At 72.1% G+C, this 18,356-nt stretch carries 19 protein-coding genes; 11 read left to right on the top strand and 8 right to left on the bottom strand.

Annotation, left to right across the window (positions count from 1 at the left end; translation table 11 throughout):
• Positions 1-207 precede the first annotated feature (207 nt).
• The 4 genes from ACZ31C_RS07125 to ACZ31C_RS07110 all read left to right on the top strand — a co-directional run bounded on the left by ACZ31C_RS07125 (position 208) and on the right by ACZ31C_RS07110 (position 3,656).
• Positions 208-1,920: a nitrite/sulfite reductase gene (locus ACZ31C_RS07125; RefSeq protein WP_465794564.1), complete on the top strand. Its 1,713-nt coding sequence runs from the start codon at positions 208-210 to the stop codon at positions 1,918-1,920.
• Between the two features lie 13 nt (positions 1,921-1,933).
• Entirely contained in the window at positions 1,934-2,095 is a 162-nt protein-coding gene (locus tag ACZ31C_RS07120) for a hypothetical protein (RefSeq protein ID WP_162854390.1), read from the top strand.
• The gene (locus ACZ31C_RS07115) at positions 2,092-2,865 is read left to right on the top strand and encodes a phosphoadenylyl-sulfate reductase (protein WP_465794563.1); all 774 of its coding nucleotides are present in this window, start codon (positions 2,092-2,094) and stop codon (positions 2,863-2,865) included. The genes ACZ31C_RS07120 and ACZ31C_RS07115 overlap by 4 nt, the downstream gene beginning before the upstream one ends.
• A gap of 65 nt (positions 2,866-2,930) precedes the next feature.
• A complete protein-coding gene (locus ACZ31C_RS07110; protein ID WP_465795000.1) occupies positions 2,931-3,656 on the top strand; it encodes a sirohydrochlorin chelatase in 726 nt (241 codons plus the stop codon).
• Between the two features lie 144 nt (positions 3,657-3,800).
• On the opposite strand, the gene ACZ31C_RS07105 is transcribed toward ACZ31C_RS07110, so the two are convergent.
• Complete coding sequence (locus ACZ31C_RS07105; protein ID WP_007072794.1) at positions 3,801-4,058, bottom strand: WhiB family transcriptional regulator; 258 nt, start codon at positions 4,056-4,058, stop codon at positions 3,801-3,803.
• 445 nt (positions 4,059-4,503) lie between these two features.
• Entirely contained in the window at positions 4,504-5,448 is a 945-nt protein-coding gene (locus ACZ31C_RS07100; RefSeq protein WP_465794562.1) for a diacylglycerol/lipid kinase family protein, read from the bottom strand.
• A gap of 42 nt (positions 5,449-5,490) precedes the next feature.
• On the opposite strand from ACZ31C_RS07100, the gene ACZ31C_RS07095 reads away from it, so the two are divergent.
• A complete protein-coding gene (locus ACZ31C_RS07095) occupies positions 5,491-5,880 on the top strand; it encodes a hypothetical protein (protein ID WP_131055295.1) in 390 nt (129 codons plus the stop codon).
• Positions 5,881-5,887: 7 nt separating this feature from the next.
• On the opposite strand, the gene ACZ31C_RS07090 is transcribed toward ACZ31C_RS07095, so the two are convergent.
• Both ACZ31C_RS07090 and sodN read right to left on the bottom strand, forming a co-directional pair.
• Positions 5,888-6,295: an ATP-binding protein gene (locus tag ACZ31C_RS07090; RefSeq protein ID WP_131055293.1), complete on the bottom strand. Its 408-nt coding sequence runs from the start codon at positions 6,293-6,295 to the stop codon at positions 5,888-5,890.
• Positions 6,296-6,479: 184 nt separating this feature from the next.
• Positions 6,480-6,884 carry a superoxide dismutase, Ni gene (gene sodN, locus ACZ31C_RS07085; RefSeq protein WP_131055291.1) on the bottom strand — a complete coding sequence of 135 codons (405 nt, stop codon included), beginning with the start codon at positions 6,882-6,884 and terminating at the stop codon, positions 6,480-6,482.
• A gap of 85 nt (positions 6,885-6,969) precedes the next feature.
• Here sodN and ACZ31C_RS07080 point away from each other — a divergent pair, with 85 nt between their 5' ends.
• The 3 genes from ACZ31C_RS07080 (at position 6,970) to ACZ31C_RS07070 (ending at position 9,661) form a co-directional block, all read left to right on the top strand.
• Positions 6,970-7,302, top strand: a complete 333-nt coding sequence (locus tag ACZ31C_RS07080; protein ID WP_465794561.1) for a S24/S26 family peptidase — start codon at positions 6,970-6,972, stop codon at positions 7,300-7,302.
• A 141-nt stretch (positions 7,303-7,443) separates the two neighbouring features.
• Complete coding sequence (locus ACZ31C_RS07075) at positions 7,444-8,622, top strand: NAD(P)-dependent malic enzyme (RefSeq protein WP_465794560.1); 1,179 nt, start codon at positions 7,444-7,446, stop codon at positions 8,620-8,622.
• A gap of 76 nt (positions 8,623-8,698) precedes the next feature.
• The gene (locus tag ACZ31C_RS07070; RefSeq protein ID WP_465794559.1) at positions 8,699-9,661 is read left to right on the top strand and encodes a zinc-binding dehydrogenase; all 963 of its coding nucleotides are present in this window, start codon (positions 8,699-8,701) and stop codon (positions 9,659-9,661) included.
• 155 nt (positions 9,662-9,816) lie between these two features.
• Here the strand turns inward: ACZ31C_RS07070 and ACZ31C_RS07065 are convergent, their stop codons facing one another.
• Both ACZ31C_RS07065 and ACZ31C_RS07060 read right to left on the bottom strand, forming a co-directional pair.
• A complete protein-coding gene (locus tag ACZ31C_RS07065) occupies positions 9,817-10,803 on the bottom strand; it encodes an alpha/beta hydrolase family protein (protein ID WP_465794558.1) in 987 nt (328 codons plus the stop codon).
• Positions 10,804-10,894: 91 nt separating this feature from the next.
• Positions 10,895-11,749, bottom strand: coding sequence for an alpha/beta hydrolase family protein (locus ACZ31C_RS07060; protein ID WP_465794999.1), 855 nt, complete (start codon positions 11,747-11,749; stop codon positions 10,895-10,897).
• Between the two features lie 163 nt (positions 11,750-11,912).
• Between ACZ31C_RS07060 and ACZ31C_RS07055 the strand changes: the two genes are divergently transcribed.
• Positions 11,913-12,080, top strand: a complete 168-nt coding sequence (locus ACZ31C_RS07055; RefSeq protein ID WP_162854353.1) for a hypothetical protein — start codon at positions 11,913-11,915, stop codon at positions 12,078-12,080.
• Between the two features lie 27 nt (positions 12,081-12,107).
• Here ACZ31C_RS07055 and ACZ31C_RS07050 read toward each other — a convergent pair whose 3' ends face one another.
• Both ACZ31C_RS07050 and pta read right to left on the bottom strand, forming a co-directional pair.
• Positions 12,108-13,229, bottom strand: a complete 1,122-nt coding sequence (locus ACZ31C_RS07050) for an acetate/propionate family kinase (protein ID WP_465794557.1) — start codon at positions 13,227-13,229, stop codon at positions 12,108-12,110.
• The gene (gene pta, locus ACZ31C_RS07045; RefSeq protein ID WP_465794556.1) at positions 13,229-15,316 is read right to left on the bottom strand and encodes a phosphate acetyltransferase; all 2,088 of its coding nucleotides are present in this window, start codon (positions 15,314-15,316) and stop codon (positions 13,229-13,231) included. The genes ACZ31C_RS07050 and pta overlap by 1 nt, the downstream gene beginning before the upstream one ends.
• Before the next feature lie 130 nt (positions 15,317-15,446).
• Here pta and ACZ31C_RS07040 point away from each other — a divergent pair, with 130 nt between their 5' ends.
• Both ACZ31C_RS07040 and ACZ31C_RS07035 read left to right on the top strand, forming a co-directional pair.
• Complete coding sequence (locus tag ACZ31C_RS07040) at positions 15,447-15,980, top strand: hypothetical protein (protein WP_465794555.1); 534 nt, start codon at positions 15,447-15,449, stop codon at positions 15,978-15,980.
• A 140-nt stretch (positions 15,981-16,120) separates the two neighbouring features.
• A complete protein-coding gene (locus tag ACZ31C_RS07035; protein WP_465794554.1) occupies positions 16,121-18,277 on the top strand; it encodes a bifunctional polysaccharide deacetylase/glycosyltransferase family 2 protein in 2,157 nt (718 codons plus the stop codon).
• Positions 18,278-18,356 lie beyond the last annotated feature (79 nt).

The following is an 18,356-nucleotide window of genomic DNA, read 5'->3' as shown; positions in this document are numbered from 1 at the left end:
CGTGCGCCGCTTCGTGGCTCGCCGCCACGTTGATTACGGCCGCGTGCGCAGCGCCATCTGTCCGGCCCACTGACGACGCCCGACCACCCTGCCTCGGGCACCTGGCGCGCCGGCCGTTCCTGACATCGCCGTCCACGGCCCCTTTCCGGGAGCCGACCGCGTCCGCGTACCCCAGCCGAGGCACTGCAGACAACGGAGGACGCCGCGATGGCGGTCAGCGAGATTCCGGCCCGACCCGGGGACCCCACGGCGCGCCCCGCGCGGGCTCCCCGCCGCCCCCGCGGCGAGGGCCAGTGGGCGCTCGGATACCGCGAGCCGCTCAACCCCAACGAGCGCAGCAAGAAGGACGACAACCCGCTCAACGTGCGGGAGCGGATCGAGAACATCTACGCACACGGGGGCTTCGCCTCGATCGACCCGGCGGACCTGCGTGGTCGGTTCCGCTGGTGGGGCCTCTACACCCAGCGCAAGGCGGGCATCGACGGCGGACGGACCGCCGTGCTGGAGCCGCACGAGCTGGAGGACGAGTACTTCATGCTCCGGGTGCGGGTGGACGGCGGCCAGCTCGACCTGGCCCAGCTGCGCACCATCGCGGAGATCTCCCGGGAGTTCGCCCGCGACACCGCCGACATCACCGACCGGCAGAACATCCAGTACCACTGGATCCGGGTCGAGGACATGCCCGAGATCTGGCGTCGGCTGGAGGCCGTCGGCCTGCAGACCACCGAGGCGTGCGGTGACTGCCCCCGCATCGTGCTGGGCAGCCCGGTGGCGGGCGTGGCCGCGGACGAGCGGATCGACGCCACCCCGGCGATCGACGAGATCGTCCGGCGGTACGTCGGCGACCGGGAGTACTCCAACCTGCCCCGCAAGTTCAAGTCGTCGATCTCGTGGCTGGTGGACACCCCGTACCAGGCCAACGACATCGCCTTCCTCGGCGTCGACCACCCCGAGCACGGCCCCGGCTTCGACGTGTGGGTCGGCGGCGGGCTCTCCACCAACCCGATGCTCGCCCAGCGGCTCGGCGTCTGGGTGCCGCTGAACGAGGTACCGGACGTCTGGGTCGGCGTGGTCGGCATCTTCCGCGACTACGGGTACCGCCGGCTGCGCCACCGCGCCCGGTTGAAGTTCCTGGTGGCCGACTGGGGCGTGGCCAAGTTCCGCGAGGTGCTGGAGAAGGAGTACCTCGGCCGGACGCTGCTGGACGGCCCGGCCCCGGACCTGCCGGAGCGGCCGGTCGACCACATCGGCGTGCACGCCCAGCGGGACGGCCGCAACTACGTCGGCGCGACCCCGGTGGTGGGGCGGGTATCCGGCACCCAGCTCGCCCAGCTCGCCGACGTCGTCGAAGCGCACGGCAGCGGCCGGATCAGCCTCACCCCGTACCAGAAACTGCTCGTCCTCGACGTCCCGCCGGAGCGGACCGACTCGCTGGTCACCGCGCTGCGCGGGATCGGTCTGGAGGCCCACCCGTCGAGCTGGCGGCGCGGCACCATGGCCTGCACCGGCATCGAGTACTGCAAGCTCGCCATCGTCGAGACCAAGGCGCGCGGCGAGGAACTGGTGACGCGCCTGGAGCAGCGGTTGCGCGACTTCGACGCGGACATCTCCATCCACATCAACGGCTGCCCGAACGCCTGCGCCCGCACCCAGGTCGCCGACATCGGGCTCAAGGGACAACTGGTGACCGGCCCGGACGGCCAGCAGGTCGAGGGCTACCAGGTGCACCTCGGCGGCGGGCTGGGCATGGCCGAGGGCCAGACCGCCGGGTTCGGGCGCAAGTTGCGCGGTCTCAAGACGACCGCCGACGAGCTTCCCGAGTACGTCGAACGGCTCGCCCGGCGCTACCTGGACGGGCGCACCGAGAACGAGTCGTTCGCCAACTGGGTCATCCGGGCCGACGAGGAACTACTGCGATGAGCGAGGTGACGCGATGAGCAGCGAGACCCGTGCCGCGCCGTTGTACTGCCCGTACTGCGGTGAGGAGGACCTGCGGCCGAGCGAGACCGGGCACGGCGCCTGGGAGTGCCACGGCTGTGCCCGGGTGTTCACGGTCCGCTTCACCGGCCTGCTTCCCCAGGCGGTGCGGCGATGAGCGCGCTGATCTCCGCCGCCGGTCTGGGACTTGTCGACACCGCACCCGCCCCGGTCGTCGCGCCGGCCGACCCGACCCGACGCAGCCCCGAGCAGTTGCGGGAACTGGCGGACCGGGCGGGCCGGGAGCTGGAGGGCGCGCCCGCGCTGGAGATCGCCCGGTGGGCCGCGGAGACCTTCGGCGACCGGTTCTGCGTGACCAGTTCGATGGCGGACGCGGTCCTCGCCCACCTCGTCTCCCGGGTGGCACCCGGGGTGGACGTGGTCTTCCTCGACACCGGCCTGCACTTCCCGGAGACCCTCGCCGTCCGCGACGAGGTCGCCCGCACCCTGCCGGTGAACGTCCGGTCGATCCGGCCCCGGCTCACCGTCGGTCAGCAGGACGGCGAGTACGGGCCACGGCTGTTCAACCGGTCACCGGACGAGTGCTGCCGGTTGCGCAAGGTGGAGCCGCTGGAGCGGGCACTGGCCGGCTACGAGGCGTGGGCCGCCGGACTGCGCCGCGACGAGTCGCCGACCCGGGCCAACACGCCGGTGGTGGCGTTCGACCCGCGTCGCGGCCGGGTGAAGGTCAACCCGATCGCGGCCTGGAGCCAGGCGGACGTCGACGCGTACATCGCGCGCTGGAAGGTGCCGGTCAACGAGCTGTTCCGGCGCGGCTACGGCTCGATCGGCTGCTGGCCGTGCACCCGCCGGACCTCGACCGGGGAGGACCCGCGCGCCGGCCGCTGGGCCATGTTCGAGAAGACCGAGTGCGGACTGCACCTCTGACCGAGGCGGCGGACACCGACGGCGGCCCGACCCGCCCCGGCCCACCCGGGTCGGGGCGGGACCCGCTGCTCCTGGTCGCCCACGGCAGCCGCGATCCCCGAGCCGCCGAGGCCACCCGGGCACTGGCGCGGGCGGTGTCGGCCGCCCGGCCCGGCACGCCGGTGCTGGCGAGCTGGCTGGACCACACCGAGCCCGGTCCGACCGAGGCGCTGCGCGGGCTGGCCGCTGCCGGGCACTCCCGGGCGGTCCTGGTGCCGCTGTTGCTGACCGCCGCGTACCACCGGCGGGTCGACATCCCGGCAGCGGTGGCGGCCGCCCAGGAATCCGGCCCGTCGATCGCGGTGACGGTCACCGACGTGCTCGGTCCGGTCGGCCAGCACGTGGACCGCTCGCTGCTCGCCGGGCTGGTACGGCGACTGGACGAGGCGGAACCGGGAAGATTCGACGCGGTGGTGCTGGCGGCGGCGGGTACCCGGGACGCGTCCGCCCGTGCCTCGGTCGGCCGGGTGGCCAACGCGCTCGGTGTGACCCTCGGCACCCCGGCCCGGGTCTCGTACGCCTCGGCGGCACCACCGGCCGTCGGTGCGGCGGTGGCCCGGTTGCGTACGCGCGGCGCGCAGCGGGTCGCCGTGGCCGCGTACTTCCTGGCACCCGGGTTGTTCCACGACGCGGTGGCGGCGGCGGCGCGGGAGGCCGGCGCGGTCGCGGTGGCGGCACCGCTGACCGACGCGCCGGAACTGGTGGGGCTGGTGCTGGACCGGGCGGACATCCGGGCGTCCTCGACGCGCTGAGCGGCCTTGTGTGTGTAAGGAGGGGTCCCCTACTAACGCCTGGTGTATAGGAAGGGTCCCTTCCTTACATCTGGTGCGTGTGGGCAGCAGAACGCCCCGGCGGGCTAAGCCCGGCCGGGGCGTGTCGCTTCGGTGCGGTTGTGGTCAGGCGGAGTGAGCGCGCAGCACCCGGAGTCCACCGCGACGCTTGACAGCGCGGCGCTCCTCCTCGCTCATTCCGCCCCAGACGCCAGCGTCCTGACCGGACTCCAGCGCCCACTGCAGGCACTGGTCGGTCACGGAGCAGCGCCTGCAGACGGCCTTGGCCTGCTCGACCTGCAGGAGAGCCGGACCGGACGTCCCGATCGGGAAGAACAGCTCCGGGTCCTCGTCGCGGCAGACAGCATGGTGACGCCAGTCCATGGCGGCAACACTCCTCATTCTGGATGGGTGGCAGATGTTGCTTGTTCGTGCTTTTCCTATATGCATCCGCATTGCCGATGGTGACGTTTCGCGTTCGTCAATTCGGCAGTGCGTGAGCAGGCTGTTGGCCCGGGGGACCTGCTGGAACAGCTCAACCTGCCGAGCATATCCAGGCAATGTCCCGGTAACTCAAGTTCGCTTGTGAATACTTTCACGAACTCTGGCGATGTCAAGGGTGACGCTCGGAAAAACTCCGGGCGGTGAGCAAGCCCACAACCCATTTGTCCCGGTTCCAGGGGGCACTGGCTTACCCGGCTTATCACAGTCGAGGATCAATATAGTACAGTCCCGCGCACATTGCCGACATTTCCGGCACGAGTCCCAGGTGTCGCAGTCGTCGCGTGTCGGGGGCGCGCCGACCTCTCCGCCCGGGGGTGCCGGAGACCTAACAGATTACTCTGAGTGCGGCCGGAACGGAGGCGAATCCAACTTTTTCTCGTTCGCCAAGGTAGTCGCCGTCGAGCTGAAACGCCTGCGGACGGCTCGCGACCAGCGTGAACTCGGCAACATCGTGCCGACGAAGAACTTGGCGACCCTGCGGATCCGGCGTGGCGGACAGGAATTGCCTCACTGTCCGTGTCGTGCTGGCGACGCCTAGCTGGCGAAGGGCCATCACGTCGAGGCCCAGATCGAAGGACGCCTCCGGGTTCGGGTTGGCCTCCCGGTCGCCGACGAACGTCCACGGGGCGGTGTTCTGGACGATCACCGTCGCCAGATCGCCCTCCGTGGTCTCGCCCGGCTGCTCCAGCCGGATCGCCGGGTTGCGCCGCTCGGCACCGAGCAGGAACTGCGCGGTGAAGGCGCGGAAGTAGAGCCCCGGCGAGGAGACCCGGCCCCGTCGGCGGGCCTCCTCGACCCGATGGATGACCGCCGCGTCGAGCCCGAAGCCGGCGCAGAAGGTGAAGTAGCGGTCGTCGGCCCGGCCGAGGCCGATCGTCCGGTGCCGACCCAGCCGCAGCCCCTCCAGGAGCATGCTGGCCGCCTCGGGCCACTCCTTGGGCAGGCCCAGCGCCCGCGCGAAGACGTTCGTCGAGCCGCCCGGCACGGTGGCCAGCGCGGGCAACCGCTCGGCGGTCGGCGCCGCACCGCCGGCGCTGGTCGCCGTCATCAGGCCGTTGACCACCTCGTTGACCGTGCCGTCACCACCGAGCGTGACCACCACGTCGACGCCCTCCACCGCGGCCTCCCGGGCCAGCGCGGTGGCATGGCCGCGGCGTCGGGTGTAGCGCACGGAAAGATCCACCTCGCTGCGCAGCGCTCGGACGAGCACATCCCGCGCACGCTCGCTGGTGGTGGTGGCCTTCGGATTGACCAGCAGGACGGCCCGCATGGGCGGCACTGTACCCCGACCCGCCACGGGTATCGTGACCGCGTGGCAATCGACTCCGACCCGACCCCGGTGACCCTCCGGTGGGCGGTCTTCCTGCTGCGGGGTCAGGCGATCGCCGTCGGGCTGATCGCGGCCTGGTTGGTCGTCGCCGACTTCACCGCCGCCACCACCGACCTGGTGTCGGCGCTGCTGGTGACGGCGTTCGCCATCGGCGCGGCGATCGCGCTCTGGGCGCTGGGCAGCGCGCTGCTGCGCCGTCGAGCCGGTGCCCGGGCACCCGCCATCGTGCTGCAACTCATGCTGCTGCCGATCGGCTGGTTCATGATCCAGGGCGGGTTGGGCTGGCTCGGCGTACCGCTGATCGCGCTCGGGCTCGGCGTCACCTGGCTGCTGGTGAGCCCGCCCACCACCCGGGCCCTCGGCTTCGAGTGAGCCCCGGTCACCAGCCGGAGGCGCGGCGGGTGAGCAGCGAGATGGTGGCCCGGCCGTCAGCCGCTCCCGCCGAGGCGGAGGTGGTCAACGCGGTCAGCACCTTCCACGCGAACGACGACTCCGCCGGGAGCCGGGCGCCCGGCACGGTCGGCACCGTCACCTCGACGGTCAACGCGTCCTCGGTGACCGCGAAGCGGCAGTCCAGCTCGGCGCCCCGGGGCGCGATGGCGAGCAGCATGGCGCACGCCTCGTCCACGGCGATGCGCAGGTCCTCGATCTCGTCGAGGGCGAACTGGAGACGCGCCGCGAGACCGGCGGTTGCCGTACGCAGGACGCTCAGATAGCCGCCGTCGGCGGGCACGGTGAGGTGCACCACGTCGTCGTCGGTGGTCGGTTGTCCGGTCAGTTGAGTCACGACTCATCCCCCCGGTCGGGGACTCTACCCGCTCAGGCGGCGGGGCGACGGAGGGCCGTCAGCGCGGCGGACGGCGAGCCGGGCGACCTGGTACGGACCGGGGCGCTCGACCGGAAACGCGTCGGCGACCGGCCCGCCCCGAGGGGCAGGGCCGGCCGCCGACGACAGGCGTGACCGGGTCACGTCACGCCTGCTTGGTCTCCCAGAAGATCTTCGAGATCTCGTCGATCTTCTGCAGCAACTCGTCGGCCTTGGACGGGTCGGTGGCGCCCTTGGCGCCCGCCGCGCCGGCCAGCTTGGTGGCCTCGTTGAACAGCTGGTGCAGGTGCGGGTACTTCTCGAAGTGCGGCGGCTTGAAGTAGTCGGTCCACAGCACCCACAGGTGGTGCTTGACCAGCTCGGCCCGCTGCTCCTTGATCAGGATGGCCCGGGTACGGAACTCGGGGTCGGTGTTGGCCTGGTACTTCTCGCAGATCATTTTCACCGACTCGGCCTCGATCCGAGCCTGCGCGGGGTCGTAGACGCCGCAGGGCAGGTCGCAGTGCGCGCTCGCGGTCACCCGGGGCGCAAGGATGCGTGGAAGTCGCATCGGGATCCTCCATGGGAAGTTTGCGATGATCCATGACGACATTACTCCTGGACGTGGTCCCCGAGGCCGCAGGAGGTGAAACCACATGCCGGTGCCACACCTCCGGCGACCGCTCTCGGCCGTACTCGTGACCGGTCCGTCCATGGCGCCGACCCTGCGGCACGGCGACGCGGTGCTGGTCCGCCCGGGGGGCCGCGCCACCCGGCCGGGGGACGTGGTGGTCGCGGTCTTCCGCAGCCGCCCCGAGCTGCTCGTGGTCAAACGCGCCGTCCGACCCGTCGACGGCGGCTGGTGGCTGTACGGTGACAACGAGTTGGTGACCGACGACTCCCGGGCGTACGGGGTGGCCGACGTCCTCGGTCGGGTGGTGCTCCGCTACTGGCCCCACCCCGGCCGATTGCCGCCGCAGCCGTTATGACCCTGCTCACCTCTGGCTCCCGGTGGCGTGACTATGCTCGGAAAGTGCCTGGGTGACCCCCGCACTTCGTGCCGCCGCTCGCTTGCCTCACCGTGCGCCCCGACCGGCCGGCCCAGCTGCTGAACCGACACTGGAGTCACCATGCCTTCGTCCACCGTGGACCCCGCTGATCCCGTCTTCCAACTGCACCGGGGCGGCAAGATGGCCGTCCTCTCGACCGTCCCGCTGACCAGTCGCGAAGACCTCTCCCTCGCGTACACGCCGGGTGTGGCCCGGGTGTGCGAGGCGATCGCCGCTGACCCGTCGCTGACCTACGAGTACACCTGGACGTCGAACACCGTCGCGGTCGTCACCGACGGTTCGGCCGTACTCGGACTGGGCAACATCGGCCCGCGCGCCGCGCTGCCGGTGATGGAGGGCAAGGCCGTGCTGTTCAAGCAGTTCGGCGGCGTCGACGCGGTGCCGGTCTGCCTGGACACGCAGGACGTCGACGAGATCGTGGCGACGGTCAAGGCGCTCGCGCCGTCGTTCGGTGGGATCAACCTGGAGGACATCAGCGCACCGCGCTGCTTCGAGGTGGAACGCCGCCTCGACGAGGCGCTGGACATCCCGGTCTTCCACGACGACCAGCACGGCACCGCGATCGTGGTGCTGGCCGCGCTGCGCAACGCCGCGACCCTGCTCAACCGCAAGCTCGGCGACCTGCGGGTGGCGGTCAGCGGTGCGGGTGCGGCCGGCGTGGCGGTGACCAATATGCTGGTGGCCGGGGGAGTGGACCCGCAGCGGGTGGTGGTCTGTGACTCCCGGGGCATCGTCTCCCGCCAGCGCGACGGCCTCACCGGCACCAAGGCCGAGCTGGCCGAGCTGACCAACGCCGACGGCCGGCAGGGCGACATCACCGAGGCGTTGCGCGACGCCGACGTGCTGATCGGCGTCTCCGGCGGGCAGATCCCGGAGGCGGCGGTGGCCGGGATGGCATCCGGCGGGATCGTGTTCGCGCTGGCCAACCCCACCCCCGAGGTGCACCCGGACGTCGCCGCACGGCACGTCGCGGTGGTCGCCACCGGCCGCAGCGACTACCCCAACCAGATCAACAACGTGCTGGCCTTCCCGGGCGTGTTCCGGGGCGCGCTCCAGGCCCGGGCCACCCGGGTCACCGAGTCGATGAAGGTGGCCGCCGCCGACGCCATCGCCGCCGTGGTGGCCGAGGCGCTCACGCCGGACGCGATCGTGCCCTCACCGCTCGATCCCCGGGTCGCTCCGGCGGTGGCCGAAGCCGTCGCCGAAGCCGCCCGCCGCGACGGCGTCGCCCGCGCCTGACGTGAAAGGAAGGGTCCCCTCCTAACGCCTCGTGTCTAGGAAGGGACCCTTCTTAACGGCCGCTCAGCTTGTTACGGTGCGGATCATGCGTGCCGCCTTCGCCTCCCGTTTCGACGACGCCGATCCGCTCGCCGCGCTCACCGTGGGTGAGCAGCCCGAGCCGAGCCTGCCCGACGACGACTGGGTGACCCTGCGCGTCACGGCCAGCTCGCTCAACCACCACGACATCTGGTCGCTGCGCGGGGTCGGGCTGCGCGCCGAGCAGTTGCCGATGATCCTGGGCTGCGACGCCGTCGGCGTGGACCCGGAGGGCAACGAGGTGGTCGTCTATCCGGTGGTGCCCACTCCGGGTGACCCGCGCGGGGTGTCCATCCTCTCCGAGCACTTCCCCGGCACGCTGGCCGAGCGGGTGGCCGTACCCCGGTGGAATCTCCTTCCGCTGCCGGCGGGCCTGTCGGCGACGAACGCGGCGTGCCTGCCGACCGCCTGGCTGACCGCGTGGCGGATGCTGACCACCAAGGGCCGCATCGACGAGGCCGATGCGGTGCTGGTCCAGGGCGCCGGAGGCGGCGTGGCCACCGCCGCCGTGGTGCTGGCCACCGCGATGGGCAAGCGGGTGTACGCGACCAGTCGCGACGCCGCGAAGCGGGAGCGGGTCGCCGGCCTGGGCGCGACCGCCCTGGAGACGGGCGCCCGGCTGCCCGAGCGGGTCGACGTGGTGATCGAGACGGTCGGCGCGGCCACCTTCGACCACTCGTTGAAGTCGGCTGCGCCGGGCGCGCGGATCGTGGTCTCCGGGGCGACCGCCGGGCACGAGCCGGCGGTCAACCTGCGCCGGGTCTTCGCGATGCAGTTGGAGATCCTGGGCACCTCGATGGGTACCTCGGCAGACCTGGCCGACCTGCTGGCGTTCTGCGCCGAGCGGAAGGTGCGTCCGGTGGTGGACAGCGTGGTGCCGTTCAGTCGGGTCGAGGAGGCGTTCGCCCGCCTGCACTCCGGTGATGCCTTCGGCAAGGTCGTGATCGACCACACGAGCTGACGCTCGGCACGCGTCGAGGCGCTCGGCGCTCGGCGTGCGGCGTTAGGGCGTGCGGCGTTAGGGCGTGCGGCGTTAGGGCGTGCGGCGTTAGGAAGGGTCCCTTGCTATACGCGAGGCGTTAGCAGGGGACCCTTCCTAACACCAAACCCTGGGTGCTACAGGTTGTTGTCGAGGGTGGCGATGTCGTCGCGGGCGGCGGCGGTGGGGATGCGCTCCTTGGCCTCGGCGTCGCCGTAGAGCGTCCAGCGCAGGAACTCGGCGGTGGTGTTCGCCACCACGCCCAGCGACGTGTCGTCTCTCAGCAGCTTCCGGCCGTGGTCGCCCTCGGGCAGGCTGAGCATCGCCTTCGGCCAGGGCACCAGGTCGTAGACCGCCTTGCCGGCGGTGTACTGCACCACCTCGTCGGCCTCGCCGTGCACGAACAGTTGCGGCGCGGCGGCACCGGCGAACGCGGTGCCCACGCCGAGCGCGGTGCCGGCGAAGACGATCCCGGCGGCCAGCCGCTCGTCCCGGCCGGCGGTGAACAGCCCGATGGTGGTCACCCCGCCCGCGGAGTGCCCGGCGGCGGCCACCCGGTCGGTGGCGAGCCGGCCCCGCAGCACGTCGCCGTCGCGGGCGTCGAGCGCGAGCACCTCGGTCAGCGCGTACGAGACGTCGGCGGGCTGGTTGAGCACGTCGAGCACGTTGTTGTCGCCACCGGCCTTCGAGGTGTTCGGGAACGTCGGCGCGGCCACCACGAAACCGGCGGCCGCCCACCGGGTGAGCAGCGCCTGGTAGTCGGCGGGTCGACCGCCGAGGCCGTGGCTGAACATGACCACCGGGAACCGCCCCTCGGCGGCGTCCGCCGACGACTGCGGCTTCCCGCCCGCCCGACCGGCCGCCGGGTACCAGACGGTCACCGGCAGCGGCCGGTTGCCGTCGCGGTTGAGCTTGAGTTGCCGTACGCCGACGGCGAAGGTCTGCTCCGGCGCGGTGCCGGCGGGGATGTCCGGCGCCGACGTGGTCGCGGCCGGTGCGGAGGCGGTCGCCGAGGGGGCGGGCGCCTCGGCCCGCTCGTCCGGTTCGCGGTCGGCGGAGCAGCCGACCAGCATGCCGGCGGTGAGCGTGCTGGCGAGCAGGAGAGAGAGGGCGCGGCGCGACATGACTCCGATTCTGCCTCGCCCGCCGACCGGCCCGTCCGGCGCTCCACGTCCTGCGCCCTCACCCGGCGTGCAGGTGGTGCCGTCGGGCAGGTCAGGCTGCCGGTCGGGTCTCGAAGCTGGTGACGCCGGCCAGCAGCGCCCGGCCGGGCAGCCGCCGCCCGGCCTCGGCGTCGCCGTAGAGCGTCAGGCGCAGGAAGTCGGTGGTGGCGCCGAGGACCTGGGCGAAACCGGGCCGACCGGGGACGAGGTACTCGCCGTGGCCCTGCCCGAGCAGGCTGAGGAAGGAGGCCGGTCCGGGGGTACGGCCGTACGCGGCCCGGCCGACGCTGAGCGGCACCACCGCGTCGGCGGTGCCGTGCACGAAGAGGATCGGGGCGCTCGGGCCGGCGAAACTGCCCGCCATCCCGCCTCCGGCGATCACGATGCCGGCCCGCAGTCGGGCCGGGTGCCCGGCGGTGAACATACCGGCGGTGGTGAAGCCGCCCGCCGAGTGTCCGGCCGCCGCCACCCGCTGCACGTCGAGGTGACCGGCGAGCGGGTCGCCGGAGCGGCCGTCGAGCCGGACCAGGTGCCGGATCACCCGCCACCCGTCGGCCGGCTGGTGACGGACGTCGGCCCGGGAGAACCGCTTCGCGCCGCGCCGGGTGTGCGGGTACGTCGGCGCGGCCACCACGAATCCGGCGGCGGCCCATCGGGCGGTCAGTCCGGAGTGCAACTCGGGCAGGCTGGCCAGACCGTGGCTGTAGATCACCACCGGGAACCGCCCCTCGGCGACCTGGCTGCCCTGCGTCGGATACCAGAGTGTGACCGGCAGTGGACGTTCCGAGGCCGGGTCGACGGTGAGGGTGCGCACACCCACCGCGTACGGCACCTCCGGCGCCTGCCGACCGCCGGGTGCCTGGCCGGACTGCTCGCCGCTCGTCGCGCAACCGGCCGACAGCGCCATCAGCAGCGCCGACACCAGTGCGGTGAACCCCCGTGCGATTCCCACGACATCACGGTAGGACCCCGGGTCACCCGTCCGGGTCCGGTTGACCGGTGCCGTACGCCACCCGTTCGGACGGCGCGCACGGACCGTCCGACTGGACCGCTTTCGCTAAGGTCACGGCATGACTGAGAACTACACCGATCCGAGCGGCAACACCGAGGCGTTCCGCGCCTTCGCCGGCACCCCGGACGCGCCCGCTGAGACGGCCTCCCGCAACGGCCTGATCATCGGTGCCGCCGTGGTCGCCGTGGTGCTGGTCGCGCTCGCGAGCTGGCTCGCCTTCGCCTGATCGGTTCGCCCCCGGGCCGCCGACCGATCAGGCGGTGGCCGCCACCACCGCGCGTGCCGCCCGGGCGATCTCGCGCTCCTCGTCCGTGCCGACCACGCAGACCGCGACCTCCGCGCCGTCCGGTGAGATGAACCGGTCACCGCTGCCCGTGTTGCGCTCGGGGTCGACGGTGATGCCGAGCCGTCCGAGCCCGGCGAGTGCCGCCGCGCGTACCGGTGCCGCGTGCTCGCCGACCCCGGCGGTGAAGGTGACCGCGTCGACCCGGCCGAGCAACGCGTAGTACGCCCCCACGTAGCCGGTGATCCGCCGGCAGTAGACGTCGAAGGCGAGCGTCGCCGCCTCGTCCCCGGCCGCCCGCCGGGACAGCACCTCCCGCATGTCGTTGACGCCGGAGAGCCCGAGCAGGCCGCTGCGGTGGTTGAGCAGGTCGTCGATCTCGTCCACGCCCAGTCCGCCCTCGCGGCGCAGGTGGAACACCACGGTCGGGTCCAGGTCACCGCTGCGGGTGCCCATCACCAGCCCCTCCAGCGGGGACATCCCCATCGAGGTGGCCACGCTGCGTCCCTGCGCGACCGCGCACGCGCTGGCGCCGTTGCCCAGGTGCAGGGTGATCGTGTTGACCTCCGCGTACGGGCGGTCCAGCAGCTCGGCGGTGCGCCGGGAGACGTACGAGTGCGAGGTGCCGTGGAAGCCGTACCGCCGGACGCCGTACTGCTGCGCGACGTCGCGGTCGATCGCGTACGTGGCGGCGGAGTCGGGCAGCGTGTGGTGGAACGCGGTGTCGAAGACGGCGACCTGCGGCACCTCGGGCAGGACGGCGCGGGCCTCGGCGATGCCGGCGAGGTTGGCCGGGTTGTGCAGCGGTGCCAGCGGCACCAGGTCGGTGATGGCGGCCAGCACCGCGTCGTCCACCAGCGTCGGCGCGGTGAACCGCCGGCCGCCGTGCACCACCCGGTGCCCGACCGCAGTGAGCCCGGTCAGGTCCAGCCCGGCCAGGATCCGCCGGACCGCCCCGGCATGGTCGGGCGCGTCGCCACCGGCCTCACCGATCCGCTCGACGGTGCCCTTGTCGAGTACCCGGTCACCGTCGTACAGCCGGTACTTGACCGAGGACGACCCGCAGTTGAGCACCAGCACCTTGTCGGTCATCATGCGTCTCCGGGTGGGGGAGCGTCGGTGAGGGCGGCGGCCTGGATGGCGGTGATCGCCACGGTGTTGACGATGTCCGGCACGGTGGCCCCTCGGGAGAGGTCGTTGACCGGCCGGCGCAGGCCCTGCATCACCGGCCCGACGGCCACCGCCCCGGCCGAGCGCTGCACCGCCTTGTACGTGTTGTTGCCGGTGTTCAGGTCCGGGAAGATGAAGACCGTCGCGCGGCCGGCGACCGCACTGTCGGGCAGCTTCGTCGCCGCCACCGCCGGGTCGATCGCCGCGTCGTACTGGATCGGACCCTCCACGGCCAGGTCGGGCCGACGCTCACGGACCAGCGCGGTGGCCGCCGCGACCTTCTCCACGTCGGCACCGGCGCCGGAACTGCCGGTCGAGTACGACAGCATCGCCACCCGGGGCTCGATGCCGAACCGGGCCGCGGTGTCGGCCGAGGAGATCGCGATGTCGGCGAGCTGGGCGGCGTCCGGGTCGCGGTTGACCGCGCAGTCGCCGTACACCAGGACCCGGTCGGCGAGCAGCATGAAGAAGACGCTGGAGGCGACGGAGACGTCCGGCAGGTTCTTGACGATCTCGAAGGCGGGGCGGATGGTGGCGGCGGTGGTGTGGGTGGCGCCGGAGACCATGCCGTCGGCGTGACCGGCCCACACCATCATGGTGCCGAAGTAGTTCGGCTGGGCCACCACGTCGTACGCCAGCTCGACGGTGACGCCCCGATGGGCGCGCAGCTTCGCGTACGCCTCGGCGAACTCGTCCCGCCACTGGCTGGTCGCAGGGTCGACGATGGTGGCCCCGGTGACGTCGACGCCCAGTTCCCGGGTTCGTCGGGCCACGTCGTCGGGGCGACCGAGCAGGGTGAGGTCGGCCACGCCCCGGTGCAGCAGGATCTCGGTCGCCCGCAGGATCCGTTCGTCGGTGCCCTCGGGCAGCACCAGGTGGCGGCGCTGGGCGCGGGCCCGGTCGATCAGGTCGTACTCGAACATCAGCGGGGTGACCCGCTGCGAGCGGGTGACCGCGAGTCGGCGGGCCAGCTCGTCGGTGTCCACGTTGGCCTCGAAGGCGCCGAGGGCGGCCTCCACCTTCCGGGTGTTGGCCGCGCTGGGCCGTCCCTCGATCCGGCTGGACGCGGCGACCGTGTCGTAGCTGTCGCTGGTGACACTGAGCACCGCCAGGCCGGTGTTCAGCCCGTCGAAGAGGCGCAGGGCGCGCGGGTCGGGTTGTTCGCCGAGGGTGAGCACCAACCCGGAGATCGAGGCCTGGCCGGAGACGTGCGCGGCACCGGCGGCCACCAGCAGGTCGTCCCGGTCGCCCGGCGTGATCACCAGGCAGCCGTCGGTCAGGTGTTCCACGAGCGTCGGTACGTGGGCCGCGCCGACCACGTAGTCGAGCACGTCGCGACCGAGCGCCGCCTCGTCGCCGGTGAGCAGTGTCGCGCCGAGTGCGGCGGCCACCTCGGCCACCGTCGGCGCCGACACGGTCGGCACCTCCGGGATGGCGTACGCCGGCACCGGCAGGTCGGGCAGGTCCATCGGCTCGGGCACCCGGTTGGCGATGACCGCGAGCACCGTCGCGCCGAGGTCCACCAGGTCGTGGTACGCGCCCCGGGCCGCCGCCGCGATCGCCTCCGGTGACTGGCCCTGCCCGTCCACGACCGGCACCACCACGCTGCCGAACTCGGTCGCCAGCCGGGCGTTGAAGGCGAGTTCCCGTGGCGTGGTCCCGTCGCCGGAGTCGGCGAAGTCGCTACCCACCACTACGACGGCCGGGCACTGTCGCTCGACCGCTCGGTAGCGCTGCACCACCCTGGAGATCAGTTCTTCCCGCCGTCCGTCTGATACCAGCGCCGTGGCCTCGGCATATGTGGCTCCGGCCAGGTCGGACGGGTTAACCTGCACGCGATAGCGCTCGCTGAGCAGGGCGAGGATGTGGTCGGGTCCGTTCGACGGCACCAGCGGCCGGAACACGCCGATCCGTTCGACCTGCCGGGAGAGCAGCTCGGCGAGACCCAACGCGATGGCCGATTTGCCGCCGCCGGATCCCACGCTGGTGAGGTAGACGCTGCGAGCCATGCGGCCCAACCTACTCGGTCCGGTTGGTTGTCCTCAGACAACCATCTAGGGTTGGTTGCGCCTGTTTTCGCATGTCAGATGGGACACTTGGGCGAGAAAGCGAGAGCTTTTCACGTTTAGACTCGCGCAGGTGGAGGGACCAACACAGCTCATTCCTGTCGCCCCGGAACCATCCCCCGTCTTCGTCGATCCGAGTGGCCGTCGCCGCCGATGGTTACGGCGGACGGCGTACGCCCTCGGCCTGGCCGGGGTGGCGTACACCATGATGGTCGGCATCAGCTTCGCCGGCGGACCGGTCCGTCCCGACACGATCATCCCGTTCGTCGAGCCCGCCGAGACGTGGGAGGCGCCGCCCGTCTCCCCGGCCCCCTCGCCCAGCCGGTCGACCTCACCGGCACCGTCGCCCACCCAGGTCACGCCGCAGCGCCCGGTGCCTTCCTCCGCCGCGCCCGGCACCGGCGCGACCTCGGCCAGTCCCACCCCCAGCCCGTCCCGGACGGCGCCGACCAGCGCCCGCCCCAGCGGGACGCCGACGCCCAGCCCGTCCCGGAGCACCCCGCCCCGCAGCACGCCGCCGCCCAGCACGCCGCCGCCGAGCAGCCCGACACCCACGACAACGCCGTCGCCGGAACCGAACGACACGAATGAGGCGACCGCTCCCTGATGAGCCACCCGTACCCGCCCCGCCGGCCGGCACACGCGTCCCCTTCCCCCACACCCGAACGACCCCGACAGCACGCCCGACCGGGTCCGACCGCCCGCGCCCGACGGTTCATCCCCCGTCCGAGTTGGACCGTGTACGCCATGGTCTTCGTGCTGCTCGGCGGCATCCTCTTCGTCCAGGCGTACGCCAACGGCTCGTTCATCCCGGACTACCGGGCGGAGAACACCTTCGGCAGCGGCCAGGACGACGTCCCCGACGAGATCCTCGAAGGCGGCCCGATCGTCAACACCACCGCCGACCGGCCACAGTCGTACCGGCTGCCGGCGCGGACCATCGCGTTGACCTTCGACGACGGCCCCGACCCGGTCTGGACCCCGGCCGTGCTGGAGGTGTTGGAGAAGCACCAGGTCCCGGGCACCTTCTTCGTCCTCGGCAACCAGGTGGTCCGCAGCCCCGACCTGGTCCGTGAGCTGGCCGAGAAGGGGCACGAACTGGGCGTGCACACCTTCACCCACCCGCACCTCACCCAGATCCCGGGCTGGCAGCGGCGGATGGAGTACACCCAGACCCAGCTCGTCATCGCTGGGGCCACCGGCCAGAGGTCCAACCTGCTGCGGTTCCCGTACTCGTCCCGGGCGGACGCCTTCGTCGACCAGGACTGGCCGCTGCTGCAACAGGCCGGTGAACTCGGCTACCTCAGCGTGGTCAACGACCTGGACAGCCGGGACTGGGAACGGCAGGGCGTGGAGGGGATGATCGAGCGGACCGTACCGGAGGGTTACTCCGGCGCGGTCACGCTCTGGCACGACTCCGGCGGCGACCGCTCGCAGACCGTCGAGGCGCTGGACCGGTACATCCCGTTGATGAAGGAGCGGGGATACACCTTCACCACGATCAGTGAGGGGTTGAACCGGGCGCTGGTCGAGGCCGGTGCCACCGGCACCACGGCCGGGCCGACCGAGGCGACGTTCACCGAGCGCTGGCGCGGCCAGATGCTGATCATGGCGGTGCGCGCCGCCGACGGCACCTTCGTCCTCTTCGGCGTGCTCTTCGTGCTGGTCGGGACGCTCACCATCGGGCGGACCGTGCTGCTGTTCGTACTGGCGCGGCGGCACGCCCGCAAACGACGCCGCAAGGGCTTCGCCTGGGGGCCGCCGATCACCGAACCGGTGTCGGTGATCGTGCCCGCGTACAACGAGAAGGAGGGCATCGCCGAGGCGGTCCGCTCGCTCGCCACCGGCGACCATCCCGGCGGCATCGAGGTGGTGGTGGTCGACGACGGGTCGACCGACGGCACCGCCGACATCGCCGCCGGGCTCGGCCTGCCGAACGTACGGGTGGTCCGCAAGCCCAACGGCGGGAAGCCGAGCGCGCTGAACACCGGCGTCGCCCTGGCCCGACACGACCTGATCGTGATGGTCGACGGGGACACCGTCTTCGAGCCCGACGCGGTCCGTCGCCTGGTCCAGCCGTTCGGCGACCCGCAGGTGGGTGCGGTGGCCGGCAACGTCAAGGTCGGCAACCGGCGCAGCATGATCGCCAAGTGGCAGCACATCGAGTACGTGATCGGCTTCAACCTCGACCGCCGGCTCTACGAGACGCTGCGCTGCATGCCGACCATCCCCGGCGCGATCGGCGCGTTCCGCCGCGAGGCGCTGGAGTACGCCGGTGGGATGACCGACGAGACGCTGGCCGAGGACACCGACATCACCATGGCCCTGGGCCGCGCCGGCTGGAAGGTGGTGTACGAGGAGAGCGCCCGCGCCTGGACCGAGGCGCCGGCCAGCTTCGGGCAGTTGTGGAAGCAGCGCTACCGGTGGAGCTACGGCACCATGCAGGCGATGTGGAAGCACCGCCGCTCGGTGCTCGACAAGGGCGCGTCCGGCCGGTTCAGCCGCCGCTGCCTGGCCTTCCTGACGCTGTTCGGGGTGCTGCTCCCGTTGACCGCCCCGGTGATCGACCTGCTCGCGATCTATGGCCTGATCTTCCTGAACCGCACCGAGACGGCGCTGGCCTGGGCCGCCATGCTGGGGTTGCAGTTCCTGACTGCGATCGTGGCGTTCCGCCTCGACAAGGAGAAGCTCGGCGTCCTCTGGGTGCTGCCGTTGCAGCAGTTCGTCTATCGCCAACTGATGTACCTGGTGCTGCTCCAGTCGGTGGTCACCGCGTTGACCGGCGGCCGGCTCGGCTGGCAGAAGCTCAAGCGGACCGGACTAGCACCTCCCGGCGGCCCGGCGGGTCCGCCACCGCCGGTGCCCGCTCCGACCGCCGCCACCGCCCAGCGGGTACGCCGCTGACCTGTGGCCCGCCGCCGCCCGCTCAGCCCGGTGGACGCCCCTGACCTGCGCCCTACCGTTGCCCACCAGGCCCGGCGAG

The organism is Micromonospora sp. NPDC023869 (assembly GCF_055559695.1).
The sequence above is the reverse complement of the archived record's forward strand: the minus strand, read 5'-3'. Positions and strand labels throughout refer to the sequence as shown.

Coding starts and splice junctions, on each gene's coding strand:
- ACZ31C_RS07125 (WP_465794564.1), top strand. CDS start 208: ATGGCGGTCAGCGAGATTCCGGCCCGACCCGGGGACCCCACGGCGCGC.
- ACZ31C_RS07120 (WP_162854390.1), top strand. CDS start 1,934: ATGAGCAGCGAGACCCGTGCCGCGCCGTTGTACTGCCCGTACTGCGGT.
- ACZ31C_RS07115 (WP_465794563.1), top strand. CDS start 2,092: ATGAGCGCGCTGATCTCCGCCGCCGGTCTGGGACTTGTCGACACCGCA.
- ACZ31C_RS07105 (WP_007072794.1), bottom strand. CDS start 4,058: ATGGACTGGCGTCACCATGCTGTCTGCCGCGACGAGGACCCGGAGCTG.
- ACZ31C_RS07100 (WP_465794562.1), bottom strand. CDS start 5,448: ATGCGGGCCGTCCTGCTGGTCAATCCGAAGGCCACCACCACCAGCGAG.
- sodN (WP_131055291.1), bottom strand. CDS start 6,884: ATGCGACTTCCACGCATCCTTGCGCCCCGGGTGACCGCGAGCGCGCAC.
- ACZ31C_RS07080 (WP_465794561.1), top strand. CDS start 6,970: ATGCCGGTGCCACACCTCCGGCGACCGCTCTCGGCCGTACTCGTGACC.
- ACZ31C_RS07075 (WP_465794560.1), top strand. CDS start 7,444: ATGCCTTCGTCCACCGTGGACCCCGCTGATCCCGTCTTCCAACTGCAC.
- ACZ31C_RS07065 (WP_465794558.1), bottom strand. CDS start 10,803: ATGTCGCGCCGCGCCCTCTCTCTCCTGCTCGCCAGCACGCTCACCGCC.
- ACZ31C_RS07060 (WP_465794999.1), bottom strand. CDS start 11,749: ATGGCGCTGTCGGCCGGTTGCGCGACGAGCGGCGAGCAGTCCGGCCAG.
- ACZ31C_RS07055 (WP_162854353.1), top strand. CDS start 11,913: ATGACTGAGAACTACACCGATCCGAGCGGCAACACCGAGGCGTTCCGC.
- ACZ31C_RS07050 (WP_465794557.1), bottom strand. CDS start 13,229: ATGACCGACAAGGTGCTGGTGCTCAACTGCGGGTCGTCCTCGGTCAAG.
- pta (WP_465794556.1), bottom strand. CDS start 15,316: ATGGCTCGCAGCGTCTACCTCACCAGCGTGGGATCCGGCGGCGGCAAA.
- ACZ31C_RS07035 (WP_465794554.1), top strand. CDS start 16,121: ATGGTCTTCGTGCTGCTCGGCGGCATCCTCTTCGTCCAGGCGTACGCC.